We start from the raw sequence: 25152 nt of genomic DNA, 5'->3' as shown, positions 1-25152 counted from the left end.
GGATCAGTCCGCGACGGCCAGGATCTGCATGTCGCTCAGGCTCGCCGGCTCGGCGGTCTCGGAGATCTTCCGCCCGTCCTCGTCGACGAGCAGCACGGTGTGCCCGCCGCCATCCCGCACCCGCACGACCATCGAAGCGTCGGTCTGGAAGTGCACCTGCCGCAGCTCGCGTCCGCCGAGTGGCAGCCGGATCTCATTGCCGGTCCGGGTGTCCAGCACCACGTTGACCCGCAGGTCGCGAGCGACGTCGCCGGCGTCCCCAGCCGCCTTCTTCCGCAGCAGGGCGATGCGGGAGCCGTCCGGGGAGAGGCTGACGATGTCGTTGCTGCGCCAACCGTCCGGCGTGAAGCCGGGGACGACCCGCTTCTTCGTGCCGTCCGTGCCATGGAGCGTGACGCCGGCGTCGGTGTTCAGGGCGATGGTCTGACCGTCCGCCGACCAGAGGGCGTGACATGCCGCAGGTTCGGTGGTCCACCAGCGCACGTCCTTCCCCGTCGAGCGCACCTCCAGCACCCCGTACCGGCCGGGTCCACCCGCCGCGTTCGGCTTCGTCTCGCGGAACAGCAGTTGCCGCCCGTCCGGCGACCAGACCGCGGTGACGCAGTACGGGTCGACATCCGAGTACACCTTCCGCCGGTCGGAGCCGTCGGCGTTCGCGACGAACAGGTTGTTGCTGCTGCCGTCGCTGTCCGCCCAGGCCACCCGGCGGCCGTCCGACGAGACGCTCACGTTGCCCTTCAACGCGAGATCGGGCAGCGCCAGCAGGCGTACCGGGGTGTCACCGGGGCGCCAGGACCGCAGGTTTCCGGTCCCCGTACCGGTCACCTCGGCGGGTCCGTAGAAGAGCCTGCCGAGGGTCACCGTCGGCGCGTTCGCGCTGGACCCACCGCTGGGCGGGGTGCCGGGGCTGGTGGACGGCGACGGGGTGGGTGTGGGGTTCGGTGTCGCGGTCACCGACGGGGTGTCGGCGGGGAGCGGGGCCGGAGACTGGTCCGGGCGCATGGCGAGAGCGGTGCCGGCCGCAGCCGCGATCAACACCAGCGCGGCAGCCGACGTGGCCACGGTGCGCTGGATCCCGAGCCGGCGGGACGTCCGCAGCGTCCGGTCCCGCAGGTCGACCACTGTGACCTCTTCGGCCAGGTCGGTCAGGTCGAACCGCAGACGCTTGTCGTTCATCGGGTACTCCCTTCCAGGACGTACAGCTCGGCGAGTTCGGGGGCGACGGCGCGCAGCTTGGCCAGTGACTTGGCGGTCTGGCTCTTCACCGTGCCGACGGTGACGCCGAGCAGGTCGGCGGTCTCGGCCTCGGTGCGGTCCTCGAAGAACCGCAGCACCAGCACCGCCCGTTGCTTCGGGGAGAGCTTCGTCAGCGCCGACCGGAGGGTCAGCCGCAGGCTGGTCTGTTGCGCGTGGTCCGGGGCCGAGCCGCCTCCGCGTGGCTCGGGCAGGTCGCCCGGCATCGACTCGGGTACCCGGCGGCGCCGCCACCAGGACACCTGCAGGTGATACATGATCTTGCGGGTGTACGCCTCGGCGTTGCCGCTGTGGTGCAGCCGGTTCCAGGACCGGTGCGTCCGGGCCAGCGCCGACTGGACGAGATCCTCGGCCAGGTGCTGGTCACCGGTGAGCAGGTAGGCCGAGCGCAACAGCGCCGGCGTGCGGGTACGGACGAACGAGTCGAACTCACTCAGCAGAGGGTCCACACGGGCCGATCCTTCGGGTCGTGGTGCGTGACGGATGTGCTGCCTCTCCAGACGTCGCCCTGGGCCACAGTGGTTGCCGGCTCGCGCCCCCGCATTCAAGACGCCCGGCGACGCCACTGACGAATTGGTTCGCTCGGCCGGTCGGCGCGGCTCTACGCTGCGCGCATGCTGCTGCGCATGTCGACCCTGTTGCTGCGAACCCTGCGCGAGGACCCGGCCGACGCGGAGGTGCCGAGCCACCGGCTCCTGCTGCGCGCCGGTTACATCCGCCGCGCCGCGCCGGGCGGCTACACCTGGCTGCCGCTGGGCAAGCTGGTGCTGGACCGGATCACCGACGTGGTGCGCGGCGAGCTGTTCGCGATCGGCGACCAGGAGGTGCACTTCCCGGCGCTGCTGCCGGCCGATCCCTACCGGACCAGCGGCCGGTGGACGGAGTACGGCGACGACATCTTCACCCTCACCGACCGGCGTGGCGCCGAGCACCTGTTGGCGCCCACCCACGAGGAGATGGCGGCGCTGCTGGTCAAGGACGTGTTCACCTCGTACCGGGACTTCCCGGTGACCCTGTTCCAGGTGCAGACGAAGTTCCGCGACGAGGCGCGGCCCCGGGCCGGGCTGCTGCGCGGCCGGGAGTTCCTGATGAAGGACGCGTACTCCTTCGACCTGGACGACGCGGGGCTGCGCGACGCGTACGCCCGGCACCGCGCCGCGTACCAGCGGATCTTCGACCGGTTGGGCCTGGACTACGCGGTGGTGCACGCGATGTCCGGGGCGATGGGCGGCTCCGCGTCGGAGGAGTTCCTGGCGGCGACGCCTGTCGGCGAGGACACCTTCGTGGGCTGCACCGCCTGCGCCTACGCGGCCAACACCGAGGCGGTGCTCACCCGGGCGCCGGCCGCCGGTGACCCGAGCGCGCAGCCGGCCGCCGAGGCGCACGACACTCCGGAGACCCCGACGATCGCCAGCCTTGTCGAGTTGGCGAACGCCCGCCGGTTGGGCGGTCGGGACGGCTGGACCGCCGCCGACACCCTGAAGAACGTGGTGCTGTCCGTCCGGCAGCCGGGTGCCGACCGGGCCGAGCCCCTGGTGGTCGGGCTGCCCGGGGACCGGGAGGTCGACCTGAAACGGGTCACCGCCGCGCTGGCGCCGGCCCAGGTGGCCGTCTTCGACGAGTGGGCCGAGCATCCGGAGCTGGTGCGCGGGTACCTCGGTCCGCAGGTGCTCGACAAGCTGGGCATCCGCTACCTTGTCGATCCCCGGGTGGTGTCCGGCTCCGCCTGGCTGACCGGGGCGAACGAGCCGGGTCGGCACGCGACAGACGTGGTCTGCGGGCGCGACTTCACACCCGACGGCACGATCGAGGCGGCCGAGGTGCGCGCCGGTGACAGCTGCCCCGACTGCGGTGACGGCGAGCTGACGATCCGGCGGGGCATCGAGATCGGCCACATCTTCCAACTCGGTCGCCGGTACACCGACGCGTTCTCGGTCGACGTGCTCGGGCCGGCCGGCAAGCCGGTCCGGCCGACAATGGGCTGCTACGGCATCGGGGTGTCCCGGGCGGTCGCGGCGGTCGCCGAACAGCACCACGACGATCGCGGGCTGGTCTGGCCGGCGGCGATCGCGCCGTGCGACGTACACCTGGTGGTCGCGGGCAAGGGCCCGCAGCTCGACGCGGCGCTGGAGCTCGGCGGGCGCCTCGACGCCGCCGGCCTGCGGGTGCTCGTCGACGACCGGACGCACGTCTCAGCCGGGGTCAAGTTCACCGACGCCGAGCTGATCGGCATCCCCCGGGCCGTCGTGGTCGGCCGCCGGCTCACCGAGGGGTACGTCGAGCTGCGCGAGCGGGCCGGCGACGGTCGCACGGAGGTGCCGCTGGACGGGTTGGTGGACCTGCTCGTCCGCGAGGTACGCCAGGCACGTGGGAACCTGGTGTAGCCGCCGCGTCACGGGGTAGTGCAGTTGGATCGAGTGGAAACGTCTTCGGAGGCTCTCATGACCGGTTACCGGGTCAGTGACGTGATGACCAAGCAGGTCGTGTACCTGCCGGCCGAGACCACCCTGGACGAGGCGGCCAGGGTGATGAAGGAGGCGGACATCGGCGACGTGGTGGTCACCGACGGCGCCAGCCTCGCCGGCATGCTCACCGACCGGGACATCGTGGTGCGGGCCGTGGCGGAGAACAGCTCCCCGGCGGCCACCACCATCGGCTCGATCGTCACCCGCGAGGTGGTCATGATCGAGCAGCACTGCACGGCTGGCGAGGCGGCGGCGCTGATGCGGGATCGGGGCATCCGCCGCGTGCTGGTCTGTGACACCGACCGCAAGTTGGTCGGCATCGTCTCGCTCGGCGACCTGGCCATGCAGCTCGACCCCACAAGCGCTCTCAGCGAGATCAGCGAGCAGTCGCCGACGTCGTGACGAGCGGGCCGGGCCGGGCGGCGCTATGCCGCCGCCGGCCGGGCCACAGGTGGCCGGCGGTAGCCTCGACGCATGGCTGACATGCCGGCCCGACTGGCCGAGATCGTCGACGAGTTCGCTGCCGCCCCGCGCGACCTGGTGCTGGAGATGCTCCTGGAGTACGCGGACGTCATCCCGGTGCTGCCGGAGGGCACCGTCGAACGCGAGGGCATGGAGCAGGTGCCCGAGTGTCAGACGTCGTTCTTCCTGCGCGCCACGGTGACCCCGGAGGGCACAGTGGCCACGATCTTCGACTGCCCGCCGGAGGCGCCGACCACCCGGGCGTTCGCCGGGATCCTCGCCGAGGGGTTGGCCCTGGCGAGCCCGGAGGAGGTGCTGGCCGTGCCGGACGACCTCTACCAGCGGATGGGGCTGGCGCAGGCGATCAGCCCGCTGCGGATCCGCGGCGGCACGGCGATCCTGGGTCGACTCAAGCGTCAGGTGCGGGAACAACTGGCCTGACCGCGAGGTTGCCACCGATCATGGAGATCGAAATCTACGCGGACGTCGTCTGCCCGTGGTGCTACATCGGCAAGCGCCGCCTGGATGAGGCCCTCGCCAGCTATCCGGGCGAGGTGACGGTCCACTACCGGCCGTTCCAGCTCGACCCGTCGCCGGTGCCCGAGCCCCTCCCGGTGGTGCAGGCGCTGGCCGGCAAGTTCGGCGGCCCGGAACGCGCCAGGCAGGTATTCGCCCACGTGACCCAGGTCGCGGCGGGTGACGGTCTTCACCTGGATTACGACCGCGCGGTGACCGCCAACACCTTCGACGCGCACCGGCTGGTCTCCTGGGCCACCGACCAGGGTAGGGCGGCCGAGATGGTGGAGGCGCTCTACCAGGCGCACTTCCACCACGGGGTCGACGTCGGGTCGCGGGCGGCGCTGGCCACCCTGGCCGGCGAGATCGGCCTGGACGCGGCCGACGCACGCCGGTTCCTCGACTCCGACGAGCGGGTCACCGACGTCGCCGACGAGCTGGCCGCCGCGCGGAGCCTGGGCATCACCAGCGTGCCGACCTTCGTCCTGGCCGGAAAGTACGCCGTCTCCGGCGCACAGGAGGTGCAGACGCTGCTCGCCGCGCTCAGCGAGGTCGAGCAACGCGAGGCAGTGGCCCACTGAGCCACCGGAGTGCCCGGCATCGATGATCACAATGTTTCACGTGCAACAACATCGACGCCGGTCACTGTTCAGGCTGGCCTGGCCAGCCCTTCCACCACCTGCGCGCCGGGCAGTGCGCCCAACGCCGGCCCCGGCAGCGCAATCTTGCTGTGCCGTACGCCGGAGCCGATGATGACGTGCGGCGTGGCGATGACCCGGGCGTCCACCAGGATCGGCCACTGCGCGGGCAGCCCGATCGGGGTGATGCCGCCGTACTCCATCCCGGTCAACTCGACGGCGTCGGTCATCGGGGCGAAGCTCGCCTTGCGGACGTCGAGCGCCCGGCGGGCCACCCCGTTCACGTCCGCTCTGGTGGTGGCCAGGACGATGCAGGCCGCGTAGCGGACCACACCCTCACGCTTGCCCGCCACCACGACACAGTTGGCCGACACGTCCAGCCCCACCTCGTACGCCGCACAGAACGCGGCGGTGTCGGCCAGCTCCGCGTCGATCGGCGCGACAAGCACGTCGTTGACGTCCACCGGCGCGTCGGCGGGCCACTGCGCGATGGCCTCCGCCACCGGCGCGGCGAGCAGGTCGAGGCGGGCACGGGCGGGTTCGGTCTTCAGCGTTCCCATCACGGGTGCGATCCTCGCATCCGGATTGCCCAACCGCCCGGCGGCTCCCGGGTCGTCCCGCGACACCGCCGGCCGGGGCCGGACCGATCCGGTGCTCAACTGCCGGCGAGGAAGGCGTTGTCGCGCATGAAGGAGCGGTCGCGGGCCGCCGCCAACTCCTCCTCGCGCCGGGCCCTGGCTCGTTGCAGCTCCAGGTCCTCCATGGCATGCCGGACACCCAGCCGGATCACGCCGTAGAGGAAGACGAAACCGAAGACGTAGAGGATCACCGTGGTGACGACAACGAACATGGCGTCACCGTAAGACGAACGTGAACCGCTGTTGCTCTCATCTCCGCCCCGTTCCCCCGTACGTGTCTGCCCGGGCTCACCCCGAGCGGATCAGGTCCAACACGGTCAGCAGCGCGAAGAACGCGAGCACGATCTCGTTGACGATCCAGGCGTGCCCCTCGGCCCACTCCCGCATCCGGGTCAGGGTCCGCGCCGCCCGGTCCCCGAGCAACAGCAACGCCAGCAGCGGCAGGGCGAAGAAGCACGGTGAGCAGCACGAACGGCACCAGGTGCCACCACGGCAGGTTGTGCCGGGCCACGCTCGCCCCGACTGCGGCCATTGTCAGGTCGTCGGTCGGCGTCAGCACGAAGAGCAACGCGCCAAGTCGCAGTGCCGTACGCGGGTCGGCGTGCTCGATGCCGCCCAGCCATCTCGGCGGCCCGGAGCGGTCCCGCCGTACCCAGACCAGCACGGCCAGGCCGACCAGCAGGGCGAGAACCACCAGGTCGATGGCGGGACCGCGATCGACACTGCCGGCGACGGCACTCGCGTCGGCGGCCAGCCCGCCCACCCAACGGGTCAACAGCCAACTCACCGTCACCCCCGCCGTGACCAGCAGCCCAGCTCCGGCGAGGAAGCCCAGCGACGCCGCCCGGGGCCGGTCCGACGAGGCGAGGAAGACCGCCACGACCAGTTGGGTCCCGGCGACCATCACCACGGCGAGTGGCAGGACGGTCAGGAAGTTCATCGTCCGCCATCCTCCCGGCACCATCGGGCCGGACGCGGCCGAATCCTCGGATCACCCGCCCGGTCGCACACTCCCACCCACCACGACGCGGCCGGCCAACAGCGCGCCGAGCAGCGCCAGACCCGACGTCACCGCCAGAGTCGCCGTGTAACTGGCCGGGCCCGGTGCGCTCCCCGCGGCCAGCACGGCACCGGTCAGCGCGAGCACCGTCGCCGCGAAGAGCGAGTCGCCAAGTTGCAACGAGGAGCTGTTGCGGCCCTGCTCACCGGGAGCCGACAACTCCAGGGTGAGCACCGACAGCGACGGGTAGAGCAACCCCATGCCGAGGCCGGCCGCCGCCCAACCGACCACCGCGACGGCCACCGGAAGCTCCGGCCGGACGGCCAGCGCCACAGTGGCGGTGCCGACAGTGATGAAGCTCAACCCGGCACGCGGCAGGGTGGCCCGGGACGCCGGCACCGGGATCCGGCCCTGCAACCAGGAGCCTGCCGACCACGCCAGCGCGCCGACAGTGAGGACAAGCCCGGCGGCGGTCGGCGAGAGACCCCGCTCCCGGGAGAGCAGCAACGGGATGACCACCTCGGCACCGACGAAGGCCGCCGACGCCAGCCCGCGCAGCCCCACCACTGTGGGCAGCCCCCGGGCCGCCCGCAGGAACCCGGCCGGCAGCAGGCGCGGGGCACAGACCAGCAGGCCGACGACGGCGAGCGTGATGAGCGTCAGGGCGGTGGCACCGCGCTGCTGTCCCCCGATGTGCAGCAGAGCGGCGCTCACCGCCGCCCCGCACGCCCAACCGATCCGGGCCGCCGCGCCGGCTGGCGGCCGGGCCGCCGCGCTGCGACCCAGCGACCGCAGGCCGGGGTGGATCAGCAACACCGCCGGCACCGCCACCGCCGGCACCGCGAGGAAGACCCACCGCCACCCCAGGTGCTCCACGATCAGACCGGCCACCGCCGGACCCACAAGCGACGGTACGACCCACGCCGCCGCGAACGCGGCGAAGATCCGCCGGTGCAGCTCCTGCGGGTACGCCTGCCCGACGATCACGTAGAGCGCCACCGACAGCAGCCCGGAGCCGAACCCCTGCACCACCCGCCCGACGACGAGCACACTCATCACGGGGGCGGTCCCGGCGATCAGCAACCCCACCACGAACCAGGCGACCCCGTGCCACATCGGCCCTCTGGGTCCCCGTGCGTCACACCAGATGCCGGACACCACCATGGCCAGCACGCCGGTGGCGAACGGGCCACCGAATGCGATCCCGTACAGCGCGAGCCCGTCCAGGTGGTGGGCCACCGTCGGCATCGCCGTACCGACCGCCAGCGCCTCGAACGCCAGTAACGAGATCAACGCGACGCTGCCCACCGTCATCGCCCGCAACCGAGGTGCGAACAGCCCCGGTGCGGTCGGTGCGGTGGTGGCGACTGTGCTCGGCATCAACCGAGCATGCGACTTGAACCTGGATTCAGGTCAATCGCCGGTGACCCGGCTCTCGTCAGGCGTCCTGTAGCGCCTGCCCGACCCCGCGCACCAGTCCCGACAGGTGTTGGTCCGCCAGCAGGTGACCGGCGGTGATCACCAGAGCGATCGGCCACTCGATTACCTGGAGTGCGGCGAGCACACCGAGCCCCGCGTAGTAGGCGACCTTGTCCGGTGGCGGCACCGCCACCTCGCCCAGCATCGGTAACGCCACCCGCCGGGTGTACATCCGAACGTTCTCGTGCGAACCGTTGAGATGTCGCGTCAGCGTGCTCATGCCGGCCTCCCCATGTCCGGTGATGGTCGTCGGATTCCACGGCCCATCCCGTCCATGCGCCGGCGGCGGCGGAAAATTCCACCACCGCAGGGGCATAACGGACGGCAGGTCGGGAAGCCAGGCCGCCGGACGTGAGCGCGGTGGGAGGACGACATGGGCAAGGTCAGGACCATCAGCAACGGGGAGTCGGGCCGGCGTCCGTCCAGCCGTACGCCTCGATGACGGCGGCGGGTCGCGCAGCCAGCCGCATCCTGCCGTCCTTCGGCATGCCGCACCTGGTCGGCGAGGCGTCGCGGACCGTTGGTTCGGCCGCGACCCGGCTGGCCCGCACGGCCGGGCTGACTCGGCGTCGGGTCTGGTCCCGACCGGGCCGACACCACATCGAGGTGCACGGCGTCTGCCAGGACGGCGGCAACAAACTGGCACGTCAGGTCGAGGGCGCGCTGGAGCGTCTGCCCGGGGTCGCGTGGGCTCGGGTCAACGCCCCCTCCGGGCGGGTGGTGATTGCCGTCCAGGCCCCCGAGCCGGCGCTGCGCGACCTGATCGCCACGATCACCCGGATCGAGCGGACCTGCGACCACGAACCCGACCCGGAGATCCCGCCGCCGCACCCACCCGAGGAGGGGCCGCGAACCCCCCGGACCCTCGGCGCACTCGCCTCGGACGCGCTGGGACTGACCATCTCGGCGGCCACCCGCATCCTGCCGTTCGCGCCGCTGCCCGGCGAGGTGGCCGGCCTGCTCTCCGCTGTTGACCTCCAGCCGAAGCTGCACCAGTTCATCGGCAAACGGCTGCGCTCCGATCCCCGCGCCGACCTCCTCTTTCCGCTTGCCGAAGCGGTGGTGCAGGGCCTGACCGGCCGCTGGACCGGGATCGCCCTGGACGGCGCCCAACGGTTGGTGCAGTGGGGCGAGGCGCGGGCCCAGCTCGCGGCCTGGGAGCGGGCCGAGCCACGACTGACCGGCGACCCGGAACGAGCCACCGCCCGCTGGCCGGTCGTCGAGCGTCCCCGACCGAAGCCGGACGGCCCGGTCGAGCGGTACGTCAACCGGATGCTCGCCGCGGGAGCGGCCACGGGTGTGGCGGCGATGCCGTTCGCCGGGCCGAAACGGGCCACCGCGCTGGGCCTGTCCACCCTGCCGAAGGCTCCCGGCAGCGGACGCGAGGGGTACGCCGCCCAGCTCGGCCGGATGCTGGCCCGGCGCGGAGTGATCGCCATGGACCGCAGCGTGCTGCGGGAGCTGGACCGGATCGACACGCTCGTGCTGGACGCCGCCGTGCTCGGCTCGGACCGGGGCGTACTCGCCGATCTGGCACCGGCGCCCGGCGCCGACGTCGACCAGGTGGCGGAGCGGGCCTTCGCGCTGTTCGACCCGGACGACCCGGCCGCTTCCCGCACGGCGGACGGCTGGCGGCTCGGACCGCTGGAGCAGCTGCCCAGCAGCGACCCGGAAGCCATCCCGGACGGCGACCGGCTGCGATCCGCCGGCGGCCAGCTACTCGGCCTCGCCCACGGCGACCGACTCGCCGCCCTGCTGCGGGTCGAGCCGGAACCCGCGCCCGGCGTCGACGGCCTCCCGGCCGCCGCCCGGCACGCTGGCCTGCGGCTGGTGGTGGCCGGCGGCGACGAGCAGCGGTACGGCTTCGCCGATGCGATGCTGCCCGGCGGAGACCAGTTGACCGAGTCGGTACGCGCGTTGCAGCGCGACGGCGCGGTGGTGATGCTGGTCTCGGCGGACCGCAGAGCGCTCGGCGCGTCCGACTGCGGGCTGGGGCTCGCCGCACCGGAGGCGCTGCCGCCGTGGGGTGCCCACCTGCTGGTGGGCGTCGACCTGCGGGTGGTGGCCCTGGTGGTCGAGGCGACCGGGGTGGCCCGACGGACGGCTCAGCAGAACATCCGACTGGCGATGGCCGGCACCGGTCTCGGAGCGCTGGGGGCGTTCACCGCCCCGCCCACCCAACTGCCGAACAAGGCGCTCGTCGCGGTCAACGGGGCCGCCGGGTTGGCCTTCGCGAACGGGGTCTGGCAGGCCGGCCGGTTACCCGACACATCGGACACACCGGCACCCGTGGCGACCCCCTGGCACCTCATGCCGGCCAGCACCGTGCTCGACCACCTGCGCACCACACCGGACGGGTTGGCCAGCGCGGAAGCGAAACGGCGGCAGGACGGCTCGGGTCACGACGGCCAGGCCGCACCCGGACGTGGCGGTCTGCTGCGCGCCTTCGTGGACGAGCTGTCCAACCCGCTGACCCCCGTGCTGGCCGCCGGGGCGGTGCTCTCCGCATCGTTCGGCTCGCTTGTCGACGCCGCACTGGTGGGCAGCGTGGTCGGTGGGTCCGCCCTGATCGGCGCGGTGCACGAGCGCAACACGGAACGGTCACTGGCGGAGCTGCTGTCCCGCTCGGCGGTGACCGCACGGGTCCGCCGGGACGGCGCCGAGCGCGTTCTCGCCGCCGAGGACCTGGTCCTCGGTGACGTCATCGCCCTGGAGCCGGGCGACTCGGTGCCCGCCGACTGCCGCGTACTGGAGGCGGTGGGCCTGGAGGCGGACGAGTCGTCGCTGACCGGTGAGTCACTGCCGGTCGCCAAGTCCAACCGACCGGTGGTGGCCGCCGCCATCGCCGACCGCCACTCCATGCTCTACGAGGGCACCACCGTCGCCGCCGGACACGGCACCGCAGTGGTGGTGGCGACGGGATCGGACACCGAAGCCGGCCGTAGCTTGGCGCTTGTGCGACAGGCCCCGCCGACAAGTGGGGTGGAGGCCCGGCTCGGCTCGTTGACAAGCGCCGCCATCCCGTTGGCCGCCGGTTCGGCGGTGGCGGTGGCCGGCGCGGGCCTGCTTCGGGGCGTACCCCTTGCCGAAACGGCGGCGACCGCCGCGAACCTCGCCGTCGCGTCGGTGCCGGAGGGGCTGCCGTTCCTGGTCTCCGCGGCGCAGCTGGCCGCCGCCCGACGGCTGGCCGAGCACGGCGCGTTGGTGCGCAACCCACGCACGATCGAGGCGCTGGGTCGGGTGGACGTGCTCTGCTTCGACAAGACCGGCACCCTCACCGAGGGCAAACTGCTGCTCGCCGGGGTCGGCGACGGCGTCGGCGACCGGTACGCCCCGGTGGACCGGCTGGACGACCGACTCCAGTTGACGCTTGCCGCGGCGCTGCGCGCCACCCCCGCCGCGGCCACCCCGGAGGAGTTGGCGTTGCAGACCGACCGGGCGGTGCGGCGGGGCGCCGGAGTGGCCGGGGTGGTGGAGCAGACCGGTGCCCCCGGCTGGCGGGCTGCCGGTGGTCTGCCGTTCGAACCGTCCCGCGGCTATCACGCGAGCATCGGAGAAACCAACGGTCGCCTGTTGCTGAGTGTCAAGGGTGCTCCGGAAACGGTGCTGCCGCGCTGTTCGGCCCGGCGCACCGACGGCAGCCAGGAACCACTCGACGACGCCGGCCGCGCGGCGCTGGAGCGGATGCTCGCCGACCGGGCCGGGGCGGGAAACCGCATCCTGGCCGTCGCCGAGTGCCAGGTCGACGACCCGAAGGTGACCGACGCCGACGTCCGAGGGCTGACCTTCGTCGGTTTCCTGGCCCTCGCGGACGGGGTGCGGGAGAGCGCCGCCCCGGCGGTACGACGGATCCGGCAGGCCGGCGTGCACACCATCATGATCACCGGTGACCATCCCGCCACCGCCGAGGCGATCGCGGCCACCATCAGCGAGCACGACGAACAACGGGTGGTCACCGCCGGTGACCTCGACAAACTCGACGACGACGCGCTCGCCGAACGGTTGGCCCACACCGACGTGGTGGCCCGCTGCACCCCCGCGCACAAGGTGCGGATCATCCAGGCGTTGCAGAAGTGCGGGCGAACCGTCGCGATGACCGGTGATGGCGCCAACGACGCCCCGGCGATCCGGCTGGCCGACGTCGGCATCGCCCTCGGCCAACGGGGCACCCCGGCGGCACGGGCCGCAGCCGACCTGGTGGTGACCGACGACCGACTGGAGACCATCATCGCCACCCTGGTCGAGGGTCGGGCGATGTGGTCCTCGGTGCGGCACGCGCTCAGCATCCTGGTCGGCGGCAACCTCGGCGAGATCGCGTTCAGTGTGCTGACCGCCGCGGCGACCGGCCGTTCCGCACTCACCGGCCGACAACTGCTGCTTGTCAACCTCCTCACCGACCTGGCGCCGGCACTTGCCATCGCGGTCCGCCCACCCGCGTCGGACCGCACCGACACGCTCCTGCGGGAGGGCCCCGACGCGGCGCTCGGCGAGAGCCTCACCAGGGAGATCGGGCTGCGGGCGGCAGCGACCACGCTGGGCGCGACAGCGGGCTGGACGTTGGCCCGCTACACCGGACGCCGCCAACGCGCCGGCACCGTCGCCCTGGTCTCCCTGGTCGGCACCCAACTCGGCCAGACCATCCTGGCCGGCGGCACCAGCCCGGCCGTGCTGGCGTCCACGGCGGCGTCGCTGGGGGTGCTCGTCGTGGTGGTACAGACACCGGGGGTGAGCCAGTTCTTCGGCTGCACCCCACTCGGGCCGGTGGGCTGGACCATCGGAGCCGGCTCGGCGCTCGGCGCGACCTTCGCCAACGGCGCGCTCACCAAGCTGATGGAGCACGTACCCCAGGCCCGACCGGACACCGCGCCCACCGACAGCTGAACCGGGCACGATGATCGACGTGGAACGCGCCGGCAGTCGCGAGTTCCGGCTGTACGTCACAGCTGACACCCTCAACCGGCCGTTGCTCACCGCCATCCCCGAGCGCTACCCGGACATCGACGCGATGCTGATCCACCTCGGCGGCACGAAAGTCGCCGGGGTCCTGCTCACCATGGATGCTCGCCAGGGTGCCGACCTGGTGGAGCTGGTCCACCCGAAGCTGACAGTGCCGATCCACTACGACGACTATCCGGTGTTCCGCTCCCCGCTGGCGCACTTCGTCGACGAGGCCCGCCGCCGTGGCTGGGTGAAGCAGGTGCGCACCATCGGCCGCGGCGAGACCGCTGCCCTCACCCCACCGGCCCGAGGTCGACGGCGACGCAACCACCCTCGCCTGTTCTCATCTTGGATTCGACGTCCGGCTGGTGCGGAGTTCAGCTCTCCCGCGCCAGGCGATACAACTCCCGGCGCAACACCGGCCAGTCGTCGGCGACCGCGTACCGGACGGCGTTCAACGCCTCGACGGCGGCAACCCCCCTGCCCGTCGCCGCGTACAGGGCGTGGACGGCGCTGGAGCAGGTCCGCACGTCGGCGCCATGCGCCCTCAGGTGGCCGATCCTCGAGCGGGTCTCCTCGTCCAGGGTCAGGCCCCGCTCGACGGCCTCCACCGCCTGCCTCGCCAGATCGTCATCGCCGAAGGTGAACCGCGCCGTCACCGCCCGCACGGCAAGCGCCAACGCCGCCCGCCGCACCAACTCCGACGCGGCCCGCAGTCGCGCGTCGAGATCGGGCTCGTCGTGACCAAAGTTCGACGGCGGCCGCGGGTCCGGCGGCATCACGCCAAGCCGCACCGTCACCCACGGCCCAGCCTGCGGATCCGCCCCCTCGTCGCTCATCCACTCCGCCGGCAGCCGCACGCCGGTACGCCGCTCGACGAACGCCATCGCCGCGGACCGCACATACTCGCTGCCCTGCGCGGCGCGAAGATCGTCAAGGTCGTCGGCGAACGCGGACGGGTCAGCACCGTGCCGCCGATCCGGATCGTTCATGTCCATCCAGGCGAGCACCCTGCCGTACACCGCGTAGGTGACGCCGCCGTTGCCGTTGATGGTCCACTCGATCGTGTGCACCCGCACGCCGTCGCTGAGCCAGCGCAGAACCTCAGGCCGGCTCAGCGCGCAGCCATTGTCCTGAAACACCACCACAGCTGAGCCGATCTGAGCCAGGTCGGCGATCTCGCCCGAATGGTCGTCACCCGGCTCGACGCGCCTGGCCCGCAGGCGTTCGATCACCCCGTCGACAGTGGCCTCGGCACTCGCCGGCTGAACCACCGCCCAGCTCAGCCCCTCGGCGAGCCAGTCCCGATCAGCCAGGAAATCGTCGTAGTAACGCACGGCGTCCGACACCATCCGAACACCGTACGACGATCACGGTCTATCGGCGGCCCCGCCCGAGGGCCGCGTCGGTTTCAGGCCTGTCCAGCCTCTTGCGTCCGCCCCTGCTTGCCTTCATGATCCGATCACTTGGACGTCGAGGAGGAACACATGGGTGCCTGGGGTGACGGCCCGTTCGACAACGACAGCGCCGCCGACTGGTGCGGTGAACTCCACGATGCCGATCCGCCTGCGCGGGCGGCAATGGTCCGCGCTGCCCTGACAACCGCGGCGCTCAACACCGATTACCTCGACCACGACGATGCCGCCTCGGCCATCGCCGCGGCAGCGATCGTGGCGTCCCAGCTTCCCGGCGGCGACCCGATAACCTCGTCGTACGCGCCGGACTTCCTGCTCGCTGGCGAATCCCTCGACCTGGACGACCTGGCACAGTTGGCAGTCGAGGCACTCGACCGGGTCGTCGGCGACAACTCGGAGTGGCGGAGCCTGTGGGGCGAAGCGGAAGACAGTGAGTTCCCGCAGATCAACAAACTCCGCGCAGTGCTGACCGGTCCGCTGGAACCGCCCGGCCAGTTCTAGCGGCTGGGGTTGGCGCACCAGGTCCAGTGCCTCCCCACCTCCGCTCAACCGCGACGATCCGGCCTGGCCGCTTGCACCCACTTGTCGAAGTCGTCGACGGTGCGCGCTCCGTGGTCGAGCACAGCCTCGTAGATGTCCCAACTCCGCACCTGTTGCCCGTACTCCGCTCGACCAGCCCACGCGTCTTTGATCGTCAGGATCGCCTCGCGACTCGAAGCGGTCAGCCGTTGCGGCAGCGTCCGCAGATGCTCCAGGTCGGGCTGGCGGTCCGGCTCGTCGACGAACCAGATATCGACCGACCACATCTCGCCGAGCTGGCTGGCGCACCGCACTCTCAAATACAGGCCGTCGGGATAGGCAGGGTCGATGTTCCAGCGACCGGTGTCGTTGCGGAAAACAACCTCACGTACTCGCTGATGTGTCGCGATCCGCGCGCCAGTCACCGCCACAGCCTCAGCGTCGAGCCGGGGAGAGATCACGGTGAGGTCAAGGTCGCGCCACACCATCAGGCCGAGCGCGGCGCTGCCGACGCAGACAACCTCGCCATGAGCGGAGAGGTGGGCGTCCAGACCGAGGTCCGCACGCACCTCCAACGCCTCGCCTTGCAGCTCGTCCTGTCGGCGCAGCAGCTCGCTCGTTCGCACCCGGGCGATGATGCCAGGCTCTGGCCACCTCCCCACGCTGCGGACCGGCCCGCCGCGCGGTACGGCGGGCCGATCCTGCGCCTCACGTCACTGGTACGCGACGCTACGACTTCTTCTTCCCGGCAGCCCCACCGCTGCCACCGGTCTTGGTGCTCTTGGTGCTCTTGGTGCCCTTCGTCGACGTGGTGGAGCCCGTGGCCGTCGGCTTGGCGGTGGTCGTCTTCCCCTTCGCCTTCTGCTGGTCCTGGTAGGCCTTCGCCTGCGCCTTGGCGTACGCGTCCCAACGAGCCGCCTCGTCCCTACGGCGCTGCTCGGCCTCACGTTTCTCCGCCGCGCGCTTCTGCTCAGCCGCCCGGAACTCACGGTCATCCTTGGCCTTGGACGCCTTGAGAACCTTGTCAGCCTTCTTGCTCTCCGCCTTCGCCTTCTGCTGGTCCTGGTAGGCCTTTCCCTGCGCCTTGGCGTACGCGTCCCAACGAGCCGCCTCGTCCCTACGGCGCTGCTCGGCCTCACGTTTCTCCGCCGCGCGCTTCTGCTCAGCCGCCCGGAACTCACGATCGTCCTTGGCCTTGGACGCCTTGAGAACCTTGTCAGCCTTCTTGCTCTCCGCCTTCGCCTTCACCTTCTGCTGCGCGCGAAGCTCCTTGTCGGCGGCGAACTCGCGCGCGTCCTTGGCCCGCGCCGCGTCGACCGCCCTTGCTGCCGCCTGCTGCGTCTCCCACTGCGCCGACTTGGCCTTCGCGTACGAGTCCCACCGGGCAGCCTCGTCCTTGCGGCGCTGGGCGGCCTTGTCCTCGTTGATCGCCTGCTCGAACAGTTGACGTCTCGCCTTGCCGAACTCGGGTGAGATGAGGGGGACTGAGCCATCCTCGTACGACGGGTCGCCGCCCTGGTAGAACTGGTACCTTTCGATCTGTTCGGCCCGCGTGCTCGGGTCCTTCAAGGATTCCTGGAGGTGCTTGAGGCTTTCCCGCTCCCGTTGGTCCTGCACCCCCTGAAGCGCGGCGAAGGCCTCCGGATCCTGCTGCTCCAACCATTGCAAAGCAATGACTTCCAGTCCCATCCCGGTCGCGCCGGACCCGCCGCGCAGGCCGCCAAGGCGCTTCGCCAGGGCGGCGGCCCCGCCAGGTTTGGCGGCGGTGGTCGCAGGGGTGCCCGCATTGTCAGGAGTGCGCTGCGCACCATTGCCGCCCGACCCCTTCGGGCCGTCGGTCCTGGGTCGGGTCTTGGCCGGCGGGTCGTCCGGCGGGTCGCCATTGCCCTTCTTGCCCTGGACGGGACTTACCGGTGCGTTGTGCGTGGCGTGAGCCTTGTCCCGAGTTCGGGCGATATCGTCGCGCGCGCGCTGCTCCGCCTTGCGTACCTTCGCCTCAAGCTCAGCAGCCTTCCGCGCGGCGATGGTGGCCTCGGTCGTGGCCTTCTTGAGCGGCCCCCGCACCTGCTCCGACTGTTTGCGTGCCTTCTCGACGCGCCGCTCTTCCCTCGCCACCGCCCGCGGGTCATCCTTGGCCCGAGCCGCCACCAGGCGCTGCTCGGCCTGGCGTACCGCCCGGTCGGCCCGGTCGGCGACCCGCTGTGCGCCGTCGACGGCGCGGCTCGCCGTGGTGGCCGCCTTCCTACCGTTGTGAGCCTTCTCCTTGACCCCCAATCCAGCCGCGGCGACGTACGCCTGGTTGTACCGCTGCGCCACCCGATCGGCCTGCTGAGCCCTTGCCGCGGACCGGGTCGCCTCCTTCCGCGCGGCCTTGGCGTCCCGAACGTCCGTCCTGCTCTGCTGGCGGGCCTCGGAGGATCCCGCCGTCCGAGCCTGCTCCGTTGATCGGCGTGCCTGTTCCTCGGCCCTGACAGCCCGGGCCGCAGCCTGCTCAGCCGTTGCCCGGGCCCGGGCGGCGTCCTGGATCGCTGTCGTCGCCCGTGCCGCGTCCTGCTGGGCCTTCTTGGCCGCCCGCACTGTCGACGCATCCACCCGACCAAGGCGACGACGCTCGTCGGCCCGAGCCTGGCGGAGCCGCTCGGCGTGCCGGGCGGCGGTGATCGCCAGCGTCACGGCCAGCACCCCGCTCCGGACCGGTACCGCGCTGGACTGTCCCCCCTGTACGGCCGGCCCGGGCTTGGGGACGGCGGTCCCGGCCTTGTGCAGTTGACTGGCAGCCTTACCGAGATTGTCGGCGGCCTTGCTCAGGTCGTTTCCGGCGCGTACGCCGTCCTTCGGGATGACCTGATTCTGCTTTCCACGACGGGCTTTCCGCTCGTCTTCCTCCCGCTGGGCGGGAGTCCGCCGATCGACCGAGTTGTCCTCGTAGTACCTCGGCGGATCGAGCTGATCCTCCCAGTGGTGCGCCGGCGGCCTCGGCCGGTACCGGTCCACCTGACCTTCGCGGGCGTCCACCTCCGGTCGGTCGAACGGGAGGCCTTCCCACTTCCCGGTCGCCGGGTTGTAGACGACCCTCGCTCCCCACCGATCAGGTTCGGGCTCGCTGCTGGCCACGTACCGCAGGCCGTCGGGCTGTCCGGCTCGCGGCTGCGACCGGACCGCCCCGCCGACAAGTCCGGCGGCCAGGGCGGCGGAGAGCAGCACGGACATGGTCAGTCGGCTGGTCCTCGTCGTCTCACCCACCGAAAGCTCCGTCACCAGCACCCGGGCCGCCGGCCCGGACCAATCGGGACCCGTCGTGGTCAGGGCGCACCCCGGGCCAGCCGGGTCGTGCCTGCCACGTTGAGCGGGGGTACGCGGGCCGCACGCGGTCGTGGCACCGCTGGATCCGGGCGCGGTCCTTCATGCTCCGTTCCTTCAGGTGCGGCGGGCGGACGTGCACGACCTGGTCCGACTTGAGCCGGGAGTGGTAGTTCCTTCCGGCCTGAGCTTCGGTGACCCGGCAGATGGCCCAAGCGGTTCGTCCCTGGTCGACCGCCTTGCAGGCGTGTCCCGAGCTACGGCCGGACGCGAGACGGCTCGGCACCCACCCCTTGGTCCGGTCCACCGATTCGGCACGACGCTTGTTCCGGTCCACCGATTCGGCGCGGCGCTTGTTCTGGCCCACCGGCGCGAAACGGCGCTTCTTCTGGTCCACAGTGATGGCGGGCGTGCCGTTGTCGGTGGCGCTCTTGGTATCGGCGGCACTGTCGACGGGCTGGCGCGACGGATCCTGCCGGACAGGTGCGGTGGTGGACGGCTGCTCGGCGATCGGCGCCCTGGTGACCGGAATGTCGACCGCGACGGCAGCGGGAGATCCCGCGGTGGCGGTCGCGGAACCCGCTCGGTCATTCGTGCCGACCCAGGCGACGGCACCGCTCACGAGTGCCACCGCCAGGATGAGTCCGGCCCAACCCCAGGTCCGTGGTTGCCACCGCCACCTGGCCGGCGCGTTCGCCGGTGGCGACGCGGCCGGGCGCCTGGCTGGTGATTTACGTCGTCGGGTCACGGATCCTCCTCGTTCGCAGCTCGCGACGGCGAAATTCGCCCATTTCGCAGCGAGCAACCTTGAGAAGAAGCCAACGCGGTCGCCGTTTTCCCAACAAGGTGAACAGCCGCTCGGGACAATCCCGACCAGGTTCGGGACCAGTCCCGTACGCGCTGCCCAGCACCCCTGGGACAGACCGGGACTGTCCCGTACGGGACAGCGCCCAACTCGGTCAGCGGGGTACGCGCAGGGTGAGCGGGGGTTGACGCTCTCCAGGTCGAACGTCCGGAGTCCCAGCGTGCGGCACAGACGTGACCGACACGTGGCTCAAACAGAATCAGGGGAGATGACCGACTGGCCATCTCCCCTGATCAACTGCTGTGCGCCCGAAGGCATGACCTCTGGAGTGCCTGCTCCCCCGAAGTGTGGCCGCCGGCACCGCGATGGAGGGAGCCGCAGAACCGCCGACCGGCTCTTCGCGCAGCTCCGCGCGACAGCCGGGACTGAGATCAACCAAGGGAAGTGCTGGTGGAGCCCAGGGGACTCGAACCCCTAACCCCTGCCTTGCAAAGGCAGTGCTCTGCCAGTTGAGCTAGGGCCCCGTGGACGGCCGTCGGGCCGATCACTCGGCGTCGGGCCGGACCTCAGCGCAGGTCGGGCGCGGTGGTCGCCTCGTGCCAGAGGGCACGCTCGTCGTTCGAGGCCTTGATCTTGTTGAACACGACGGCGGCCACGCCGACGACGCCAGCCAGAATCAGCAGCTTCTTGAACATTGGGGCGACCCCTCGTGCTCGACTAACGTCGGACGACCGTGCGGTGGGGCTAGATGGAATCGAACCATCGACCTCAGAGTTATCAGCTCTGCGCTCTAACCGACTGAGCTATAGCCCCGCGTTGCGACGAGCAAGATTAACCCATCCGCTAGGCCCGCCCCAAATCGGGGTCCGGACCGACGAGCCGGGCCGTCGACGCCTGCAAAAACTACCTGAGTACGGGACGCCGGAGCGACCGCTTTCCGCGGTGCCCCGGCGTCCCGGTCGTTCAGTCCCGCTCGGCGAGCGTCAGCTCGATCCCACCGACCAGGTCGGCGCAGACGTTGTAGACGAACGCCCCCAGCGTGGCCAGCGCGGTGAACAGCACCACGTTGACCAGACCGATCAGCGCCGAGCTGAGGATCACGCCCTTGGCGGTGATCTGGAAGCTACTGGTGCTCTGCCCACCACCGGCGTTGACCAGGTCGCCCAGGCTGTCGTTGACGCTCTTGAACACGCCCATCGCGTCCAGCGCCAGGTAGAGCACCGACGTGGCGACCACCACGACGATGAAGAGCACCACCGAGACGGCGAACGCGAACTTCATCACCGACCACGGGTCGATCCGCTTCAGGTTCAGCCGCGCCCGACGCGGCCCGCGGGACGCCGCCGAGCTGACCGACGTACGCGCCGCACGCACCGCGTCACCGACACGGGCAGCCCCGACGGCAGACGGGTTGCCGATCCCCGGCGGCAGGCCGCCCCCGCTGGCCGGGCGACCGGCAGCGGAGGTACGCGTCGCATCCGACGACGGCTGCGTCATGCCGGGCATGATCCGCGGCTGAGTGCCGGTGGTCCCGCTCGACGCCGCCTGGCCCGGCCGGACGTTGATCGGCTGGGTGGTCGCCGGGCGGGCCGAGGGCGCCGCCGCCGAACCCGAAGGTGCGGCGACGGCGGACGTCGGCGCCTCGGCACCGGACGCCTCCGTCTTGTCACCCGACCCAGCGTCATCACTGCCCGGCTCCGGTGGGGGTGTCATGCCCGGGGCCCTCGTGAACTTCGGGGCAGGCGCGTCGGCAGGGACCGTTGCCCGGCCTACGGCCGCGCGGCCAGTCGCTGGTGTGCCGCCCTTGGCGGCCTCCTCGTCGACCGGGTTGGCCGAGGTCCCCGTGTTCCCCGACTTCGCCTGTGTCTCCGTCATTCAACTAGTCCTGTTCGTCAGGCTCGTCGGCATTGCGAGCAATCGCCACGATAGTCACGCCGTCCGGGAGGTCCATCAGCTTGACCCCCATTGTGTTCCGGTCACGCGTACGGCGTACAGGCTTCACCGGAGTCCGAATGACACCACCGTTGCTGGTGATCGCGAACAACTCGTCGTCCGGATCGATCACCACCGCGCCAACCAGACCACCGCGCCGTTCGGTGATCTTCGCAGTCAACACGCCTTTACCTCCCCGGCCCTGCACCGGGTATTCCTCGATCGGGGTCCGCTTCGCGTATCCCCCGTTCGTGGCCACCAGAACGTCCAGCCCCTCCCGCACGACCTCCATGGCGAGCAGGACGTCGTCGTCCGTGAAGCGCATGCCGATCACACCCGAGGTGGCCCGACCCATCGGCCGCAACGCCTCGTCCGAGGCGTTGAACCGGATCGCCTGTGCCTTCTTCGAGACCAGCAGCAGGTCGTTCTCCGGCGCAACCAGAGCAGCACCGACCAGCTCGTCCTCATCGCGCAGGTTGATCGCGATGATGCCGCCGGAACGGTTGGAGTCGAACTCCTCGAGCCGCGTCTTCTTCACCAGGCCGTTCTTCGTGGCCAGTACCAGATAGGGGGCTACCTGGTAGTTCGGGATCTCAATGATCTGCGCTATCTGCTCGTCGGGTAGGAAGGCGAGCAGGTTGGCCACGTGTTGGCCCTTGGCTACCCTACTGGCCTCCGGCAACTCGTACGCCTTGGCCCGGTACACACGGCCCTTGTTCGTCAGGAACAGGATCCAGTCGTGGGTCGAGCAGACGAAGAAGTGGCTGACGATGTCGTCCTGCCGCAGCGTAGCGCCACTGACGCCCTTACCCCCGCGTCGCTGCGAGCGGTAGAGGTCGACCTTGGTCCGCTTGGCGTACCCGGTCCGGGTGATCGTGACGACCACGTCCTCGCGGGCGATGAGGTCCTCCATCGAGACCTCGCCGTCGAACGGGATGATCTGCGTCCGGCGGTCGTCGCCCCACTTGGCGACGATCTCGCCGAGCTCCTCCGAGACGATCTTCCGCTGCCGCTCCGGCTTGGCCAGGATGTCCTTCAGATCGGCGATCTCGATCTCGAGCTTGGCCAGGTCGTCCACGATCCGCTGCCGCTCCAGGGCGGCGAGGCGGCGCAGCTGCATGTCCAGGATCGCGGTCGCCTGGATCTCGTCGATATCCAGCAACCGGATCAGGCCCTGCCGGGCGTCGTCCACCGTCGGCGAGCGCCGGATCAACGCGATCACCTCGTCCAGCGCGTCCAGCGCCTTGCCCAGACCGCGCAGGATGTGCGCCCGCTCCTCGGCCTTACGCAGCCGGAACGCGGTCCGCCGACGGATCACGTCGATCTGGTGCTCGACGTAGTAGCGGATGAACTGCGCCAGGTTGAGCGTGCGCGGCACCCCGTCGACCAGCGCCAACATGTTGGCGCCGAAGGTCTCCTGGAGCTGGGTGTGCTTGTAGAGGTTGTTCAGCACGACCTTCGCGACAGCGTCGCGCTTGAGCACCAGCACGATCCGCATGCCGGTACGCCCGGAGGACTCGTCGCGGATGTCCGCGATGCCCGCGAGCTTGCCCTCCTTGATCAGCTCGGCGATCCGCTCGGCGAGGTTGTCCGGGTTGACCTGGTAGGGCAGCTCGCTGACGACCAGGCAGGGCCGACCCCGCTTGTCCTCCTCGACCTCCACCACGGCACGCATCCGGATCGAGCCACGACCCGTGCGGTACGCGTCCTGAATCGCGGTCTGGCCGACGATCAGACCGTGGGTCGGGAAGTCCGGACCCTTGACGATGCCGAGCAGCGCCTCAAGGGTGGTCTCCTCGTCCTCCTCCGGGTGCTCCAGGCACCACTGCACCGCCGCGCCGATCTCCCGCAGGTTGTGCGGCGGGATCTTGGTGGCCATGCCGACCGCGATGCCCTCGGAGCCGTTCACCAGCAGGTTCGGGATCCGCGACGGCAGGATCGTGGGCTCCTTGGCCCGGCCGTCGTAGTTGTCCTGGAGGTCGACGGTGTCCTCGTCGATGTCCCGCAGCATCTCCATGGCCAGCGGGTCGAGCTTGCACTCGGTGTTGTGGCTGACGAACCCGTCCGAGACGAACGAGTGGTCATCGGTGTCGACCCGGACGCTGTAGACCGACTGGACGCCGGCGTCGGTGATCTGCGCCACCTCGGCGTAGTAGAACCGACCGTCGACCAACGGCTCGACCACGTCGAGCACCTCGGTGTTGGTGATCCGGGCGGCGATCTCGTCGCGGTCACGCTCCCAGCGCTCGACCCGGTCCACGTTGTGCCGACGCAGCCAGTCCCGCTCGGTCCAGCGCTGCGCGCCGTGCGCACGGATGAACTCACCGACCAGCGGCACGTGGTCGCTGGAGAGCGCGGTGCTGCTCGCCGGCACCTGGGCCAGCTCCGCCTCCAGCTTGGCCTGTTTGCGGCCGAGGAAGCCGACGTGCGCGGCGAAGATCCGGGCGTCACGCCGGTTGGTCACCACGACCTTGATCTCACCGTTGTCGTAGCGGGTCTGTCGGCTGATCACACCGAACTCCAGCAGCAACTGCTGGACCTCGCGGGCCAACCGCTCACTGCGGGTCGAGTACGAGATCTGGATGGTGTTGCGCGGCAGCAGCGACGACGAGCCGTCGCCCTCGAAGAGCGCCTGGAGGAAGGCCCGCTTGATCGCGGCCGACCCCTGCCAGACGAACTCGGGAACGAACTTCGCGGCGCTCCGCGCGCCCACCAGCTCGCCGAGGACAGACCCGGCGAAGTCGGAGGTCCAGCCCCGCAGCTTGTGCAGCGTCTTACCGGTGACGGTTGTCTCTGTCCCGACCCAGCGTCGACCGCCCACGGCAAGGTCGTAGGCAGCCAGGACCCGGACGAAGAACTCCCGGTCACAGTTGTCGAACCCAACCCGATCCGCGGAGGTCCACCCCTCACTGACGTAAGCACCCGCGAGGACGGCCGCCTCGACGTGCTCCAGCATCGGGTAGCCGATCTCGTCCGGCACCGAGCGCTGAAGCAGCACCCGATCGCCCGGGGAGATCTCGGCCAGCAGCTTCCACAGCAGGGTCGGCACGCCGGCCACGTTCACCAGGCAGAGCACCGGGTGGTTGTGGGTGCCGGTCAGCTCGTACCCCTCGCGGGTGCGCAGCCGCAGCGTGGGGTGCTCACCGGAGTGGAAGAACTTCGAGGCGCGGACCAGGTCGCCGTTGCGGTCGCGGACCTTGAGGTCGATGTCGGTCTCGCTGGACGGCGCCGCTCCCGGCACGATGTCGCCGACCCGGACGCTACCCTCGGCGGTACGGATCCGGACATCTGCCGTGACGCAGTAGCGCATCGCCGCAGCCGGATCGTTACCCGGCGACCCGAAGTTGCCGTTGCCGTCAACCAGCGGATAGCGCAGCGACCAGGGCTGCGCCATCCGGACCAGCGCGTCGTAGATGGCCGAGTCGCCGTGCGGGTGGAACTGGCCCATCACGTCGCCGACGACCCGGGAGCACTTCACGTAGCCGCGGTCCGGACGGTAGCCGGAGTCGAACATCGCGTAGAGGATCTTGCGGTGGACCGGCTTGAGCCCGTCCCGCACGTCCGGCAGCGCACGCCCGACGATGACGCTCATCGCGTAGTCGAGGTAGGAGCGCTGCATCTCCACCTCGAGCCCGACCGGTTCGATCCGGTCGTGCGCGACCACGGCGGCGATGGCCTCGGCGGGGACCTCGGGCTCGTTAGGTGTGGACTCGGGAGAATCGGTCACTGTATACCCTTATCAGACTCAGAGTCGTTTTCGTGCTGTGGATAACCGCTGTGGATACCGGCCA

At 70.7% G+C, this 25152-nt stretch carries 19 protein-coding genes, 2 tRNA genes and 1 pseudogene; 6 read left to right on the top strand and 16 right to left on the bottom strand.

Annotated elements, in window-relative coordinates; all coding sequences use genetic code 11:
* Nucleotides 1-3: 3 nt before the first annotated feature.
* The gene (locus AB0A95_RS08935; RefSeq protein ID WP_357555041.1) at nucleotides 4-1176 is read right to left on the bottom strand and encodes a hypothetical protein; all 1173 of its coding nucleotides are present in this window, start codon (nucleotides 1174-1176) and stop codon (nucleotides 4-6) included.
* Nucleotides 1173-1703 (bottom strand): SigE family RNA polymerase sigma factor, encoded by a 531-nt coding sequence (locus AB0A95_RS08930; RefSeq protein ID WP_357555040.1) that lies wholly within the window; start codon nucleotides 1701-1703, stop codon nucleotides 1173-1175. Before AB0A95_RS08930 ends, AB0A95_RS08935 begins: the two co-directional genes overlap by 4 nt.
* Before the next feature lie 165 nt (nucleotides 1704-1868).
* Between AB0A95_RS08930 and AB0A95_RS08925 the strand changes: the two genes are divergently transcribed.
* From AB0A95_RS08925 to AB0A95_RS08910, 4 genes are all read left to right on the top strand, one after another.
* Nucleotides 1869-3638 carry a proline--tRNA ligase gene (locus tag AB0A95_RS08925; protein ID WP_357555039.1) on the top strand — a complete coding sequence of 590 codons (1770 nt, stop codon included), beginning with the start codon at nucleotides 1869-1871 and terminating at the stop codon, nucleotides 3636-3638.
* Nucleotides 3639-3695: 57 nt separating this feature from the next.
* A complete protein-coding gene (locus AB0A95_RS08920) occupies nucleotides 3696-4121 on the top strand; it encodes a CBS domain-containing protein (protein ID WP_357555038.1) in 426 nt (141 codons plus the stop codon).
* 72 nt (nucleotides 4122-4193) lie between these two features.
* Nucleotides 4194-4622 carry a SufE family protein gene (locus AB0A95_RS08915; protein ID WP_357555037.1) on the top strand — a complete coding sequence of 143 codons (429 nt, stop codon included), beginning with the start codon at nucleotides 4194-4196 and terminating at the stop codon, nucleotides 4620-4622.
* A gap of 20 nt (nucleotides 4623-4642) precedes the next feature.
* Nucleotides 4643-5278, top strand: a complete 636-nt coding sequence (locus AB0A95_RS08910) for a DsbA family oxidoreductase (RefSeq protein WP_357555036.1) — start codon at nucleotides 4643-4645, stop codon at nucleotides 5276-5278.
* Nucleotides 5279-5346: 68 nt separating this feature from the next.
* Here AB0A95_RS08910 and AB0A95_RS08905 read toward each other — a convergent pair whose 3' ends face one another.
* From AB0A95_RS08905 to AB0A95_RS08885, 5 genes and pseudogenes are all read right to left on the bottom strand, one after another.
* A complete protein-coding gene (locus AB0A95_RS08905; RefSeq protein ID WP_357555183.1) occupies nucleotides 5347-5895 on the bottom strand; it encodes a YbaK/EbsC family protein in 549 nt (182 codons plus the stop codon).
* A gap of 95 nt (nucleotides 5896-5990) precedes the next feature.
* Nucleotides 5991-6185 carry a hypothetical protein gene (locus AB0A95_RS08900; RefSeq protein ID WP_282263502.1) on the bottom strand — a complete coding sequence of 65 codons (195 nt, stop codon included), beginning with the start codon at nucleotides 6183-6185 and terminating at the stop codon, nucleotides 5991-5993.
* Nucleotides 6161-6913 carry a GAP family protein gene (locus AB0A95_RS08895; protein WP_357555035.1) on the bottom strand — a complete coding sequence of 251 codons (753 nt, stop codon included), beginning with the start codon at nucleotides 6911-6913 and terminating at the stop codon, nucleotides 6161-6163. The genes AB0A95_RS08900 and AB0A95_RS08895 overlap by 25 nt, the downstream gene beginning before the upstream one ends.
* Nucleotides 6914-6964: 51 nt before the next feature.
* Nucleotides 6965-8353 carry an MFS transporter gene (locus AB0A95_RS08890; protein WP_357555034.1) on the bottom strand — a complete coding sequence of 463 codons (1389 nt, stop codon included), beginning with the start codon at nucleotides 8351-8353 and terminating at the stop codon, nucleotides 6965-6967.
* A gap of 58 nt (nucleotides 8354-8411) precedes the next feature.
* Nucleotides 8412-8728, bottom strand: a pseudogene (locus AB0A95_RS08885) (hypothetical protein).
* Between the two features lie 162 nt (nucleotides 8729-8890).
* Between AB0A95_RS08885 and AB0A95_RS08880 the strand changes: the two are divergent.
* Nucleotides 8891-13333 (top strand): HAD-IC family P-type ATPase, encoded by a 4443-nt coding sequence (locus AB0A95_RS08880; protein ID WP_357555033.1) that lies wholly within the window; start codon nucleotides 8891-8893, stop codon nucleotides 13331-13333.
* A 434-nt stretch (nucleotides 13334-13767) separates the two neighbouring features.
* On the opposite strand, the gene AB0A95_RS08875 is transcribed toward AB0A95_RS08880, so the two are convergent.
* On the bottom strand, nucleotides 13768-14742 hold the full coding sequence (locus AB0A95_RS08875; protein WP_357555032.1) for a DUF6461 domain-containing protein: 975 nt from the start codon (nucleotides 14740-14742) through the stop codon (nucleotides 13768-13770).
* A gap of 114 nt (nucleotides 14743-14856) precedes the next feature.
* Here AB0A95_RS08875 and AB0A95_RS08870 point away from each other — a divergent pair, with 114 nt between their 5' ends.
* Complete coding sequence (locus tag AB0A95_RS08870; protein ID WP_357555031.1) at nucleotides 14857-15306, top strand: DUF4259 domain-containing protein; 450 nt, start codon at nucleotides 14857-14859, stop codon at nucleotides 15304-15306.
* A 44-nt stretch (nucleotides 15307-15350) separates the two neighbouring features.
* Here the strand turns inward: AB0A95_RS08870 and AB0A95_RS08865 are convergent, their stop codons facing one another.
* From AB0A95_RS08865 to gyrA, 8 genes are all read right to left on the bottom strand, one after another.
* Nucleotides 15351-15950 carry a hypothetical protein gene (locus tag AB0A95_RS08865; protein ID WP_357555030.1) on the bottom strand — a complete coding sequence of 200 codons (600 nt, stop codon included), beginning with the start codon at nucleotides 15948-15950 and terminating at the stop codon, nucleotides 15351-15353.
* Nucleotides 15951-16053: 103 nt separating this feature from the next.
* Complete coding sequence (locus AB0A95_RS08860; RefSeq protein WP_357555029.1) at nucleotides 16054-18339, bottom strand: hypothetical protein; 2286 nt, start codon at nucleotides 18337-18339, stop codon at nucleotides 16054-16056.
* Between the two features lie 220 nt (nucleotides 18340-18559).
* The gene (locus tag AB0A95_RS08855; protein WP_357555028.1) at nucleotides 18560-19255 is read right to left on the bottom strand and encodes a hypothetical protein; all 696 of its coding nucleotides are present in this window, start codon (nucleotides 19253-19255) and stop codon (nucleotides 18560-18562) included.
* Between the two features lie 622 nt (nucleotides 19256-19877).
* Nucleotides 19878-19953, bottom strand: a tRNA-Ala gene (locus AB0A95_RS08850).
* Between the two features lie 42 nt (nucleotides 19954-19995).
* A complete protein-coding gene (locus tag AB0A95_RS08845; RefSeq protein ID WP_209444550.1) occupies nucleotides 19996-20124 on the bottom strand; it encodes a DLW-39 family protein in 129 nt (42 codons plus the stop codon).
* 44 nt (nucleotides 20125-20168) lie between these two features.
* A tRNA-Ile gene (locus AB0A95_RS08840) sits at nucleotides 20169-20242 on the bottom strand.
* 150 nt (nucleotides 20243-20392) lie between these two features.
* Complete coding sequence (locus AB0A95_RS08835) at nucleotides 20393-21304, bottom strand: DUF3566 domain-containing protein (protein WP_357555027.1); 912 nt, start codon at nucleotides 21302-21304, stop codon at nucleotides 20393-20395.
* A gap of 4 nt (nucleotides 21305-21308) precedes the next feature.
* Nucleotides 21309-25025 (bottom strand): intein-containing DNA gyrase subunit A, encoded by a 3717-nt coding sequence (gyrA, locus tag AB0A95_RS08830; RefSeq protein WP_357555182.1) that lies wholly within the window; start codon nucleotides 25023-25025, stop codon nucleotides 21309-21311.
* Nucleotides 25026-25152 lie beyond the last annotated feature (127 nt).

Source organism: Micromonospora sp. NPDC049230 (assembly GCF_040647875.1).
Lineage (GTDB): Bacteria > Actinomycetota > Actinomycetes > Mycobacteriales > Micromonosporaceae > Micromonospora.
This window is presented reverse-complemented; position numbering and strand designations above follow the sequence as displayed.

What these genes read in the sequence shown, in the direction of transcription:
- AB0A95_RS08910 (WP_357555036.1), top strand. Translation starts at nt 4,643, where the DNA reads ATGGAGATCGAAATCTACGCGGACGTCGTCTGCCCGTGGTGCTACATC.
- AB0A95_RS08920 (WP_357555038.1), top strand. Translation starts at nt 3,696, where the DNA reads ATGACCGGTTACCGGGTCAGTGACGTGATGACCAAGCAGGTCGTGTAC.
- AB0A95_RS08890 (WP_357555034.1), bottom strand. Translation starts at nt 8,353, where the DNA reads ATGCCGAGCACAGTCGCCACCACCGCACCGACCGCACCGGGGCTGTTC.
- AB0A95_RS08905 (WP_357555183.1), bottom strand. Translation starts at nt 5,895, where the DNA reads ATGGGAACGCTGAAGACCGAACCCGCCCGTGCCCGCCTCGACCTGCTC.
- AB0A95_RS08875 (WP_357555032.1), bottom strand. Translation starts at nt 14,742, where the DNA reads ATGGTGTCGGACGCCGTGCGTTACTACGACGATTTCCTGGCTGATCGG.
- AB0A95_RS08915 (WP_357555037.1), top strand. Translation starts at nt 4,194, where the DNA reads ATGGCTGACATGCCGGCCCGACTGGCCGAGATCGTCGACGAGTTCGCT.
- AB0A95_RS08900 (WP_282263502.1), bottom strand. Translation starts at nt 6,185, where the DNA reads ATGTTCGTTGTCGTCACCACGGTGATCCTCTACGTCTTCGGTTTCGTC.
- AB0A95_RS08925 (WP_357555039.1), top strand. Translation starts at nt 1,869, where the DNA reads ATGCTGCTGCGCATGTCGACCCTGTTGCTGCGAACCCTGCGCGAGGAC.
- AB0A95_RS08835 (WP_357555027.1), bottom strand. Translation starts at nt 21,304, where the DNA reads ATGACGGAGACACAGGCGAAGTCGGGGAACACGGGGACCTCGGCCAAC.
- AB0A95_RS08845 (WP_209444550.1), bottom strand. Translation starts at nt 20,124, where the DNA reads ATGTTCAAGAAGCTGCTGATTCTGGCTGGCGTCGTCGGCGTGGCCGCC.
- AB0A95_RS08880 (WP_357555033.1), top strand. Translation starts at nt 8,891, where the DNA reads ATGACGGCGGCGGGTCGCGCAGCCAGCCGCATCCTGCCGTCCTTCGGC.
- AB0A95_RS08935 (WP_357555041.1), bottom strand. Translation starts at nt 1,176, where the DNA reads ATGAACGACAAGCGTCTGCGGTTCGACCTGACCGACCTGGCCGAAGAG.
- AB0A95_RS08895 (WP_357555035.1), bottom strand. Translation starts at nt 6,913, where the DNA reads ATGAACTTCCTGACCGTCCTGCCACTCGCCGTGGTGATGGTCGCCGGG.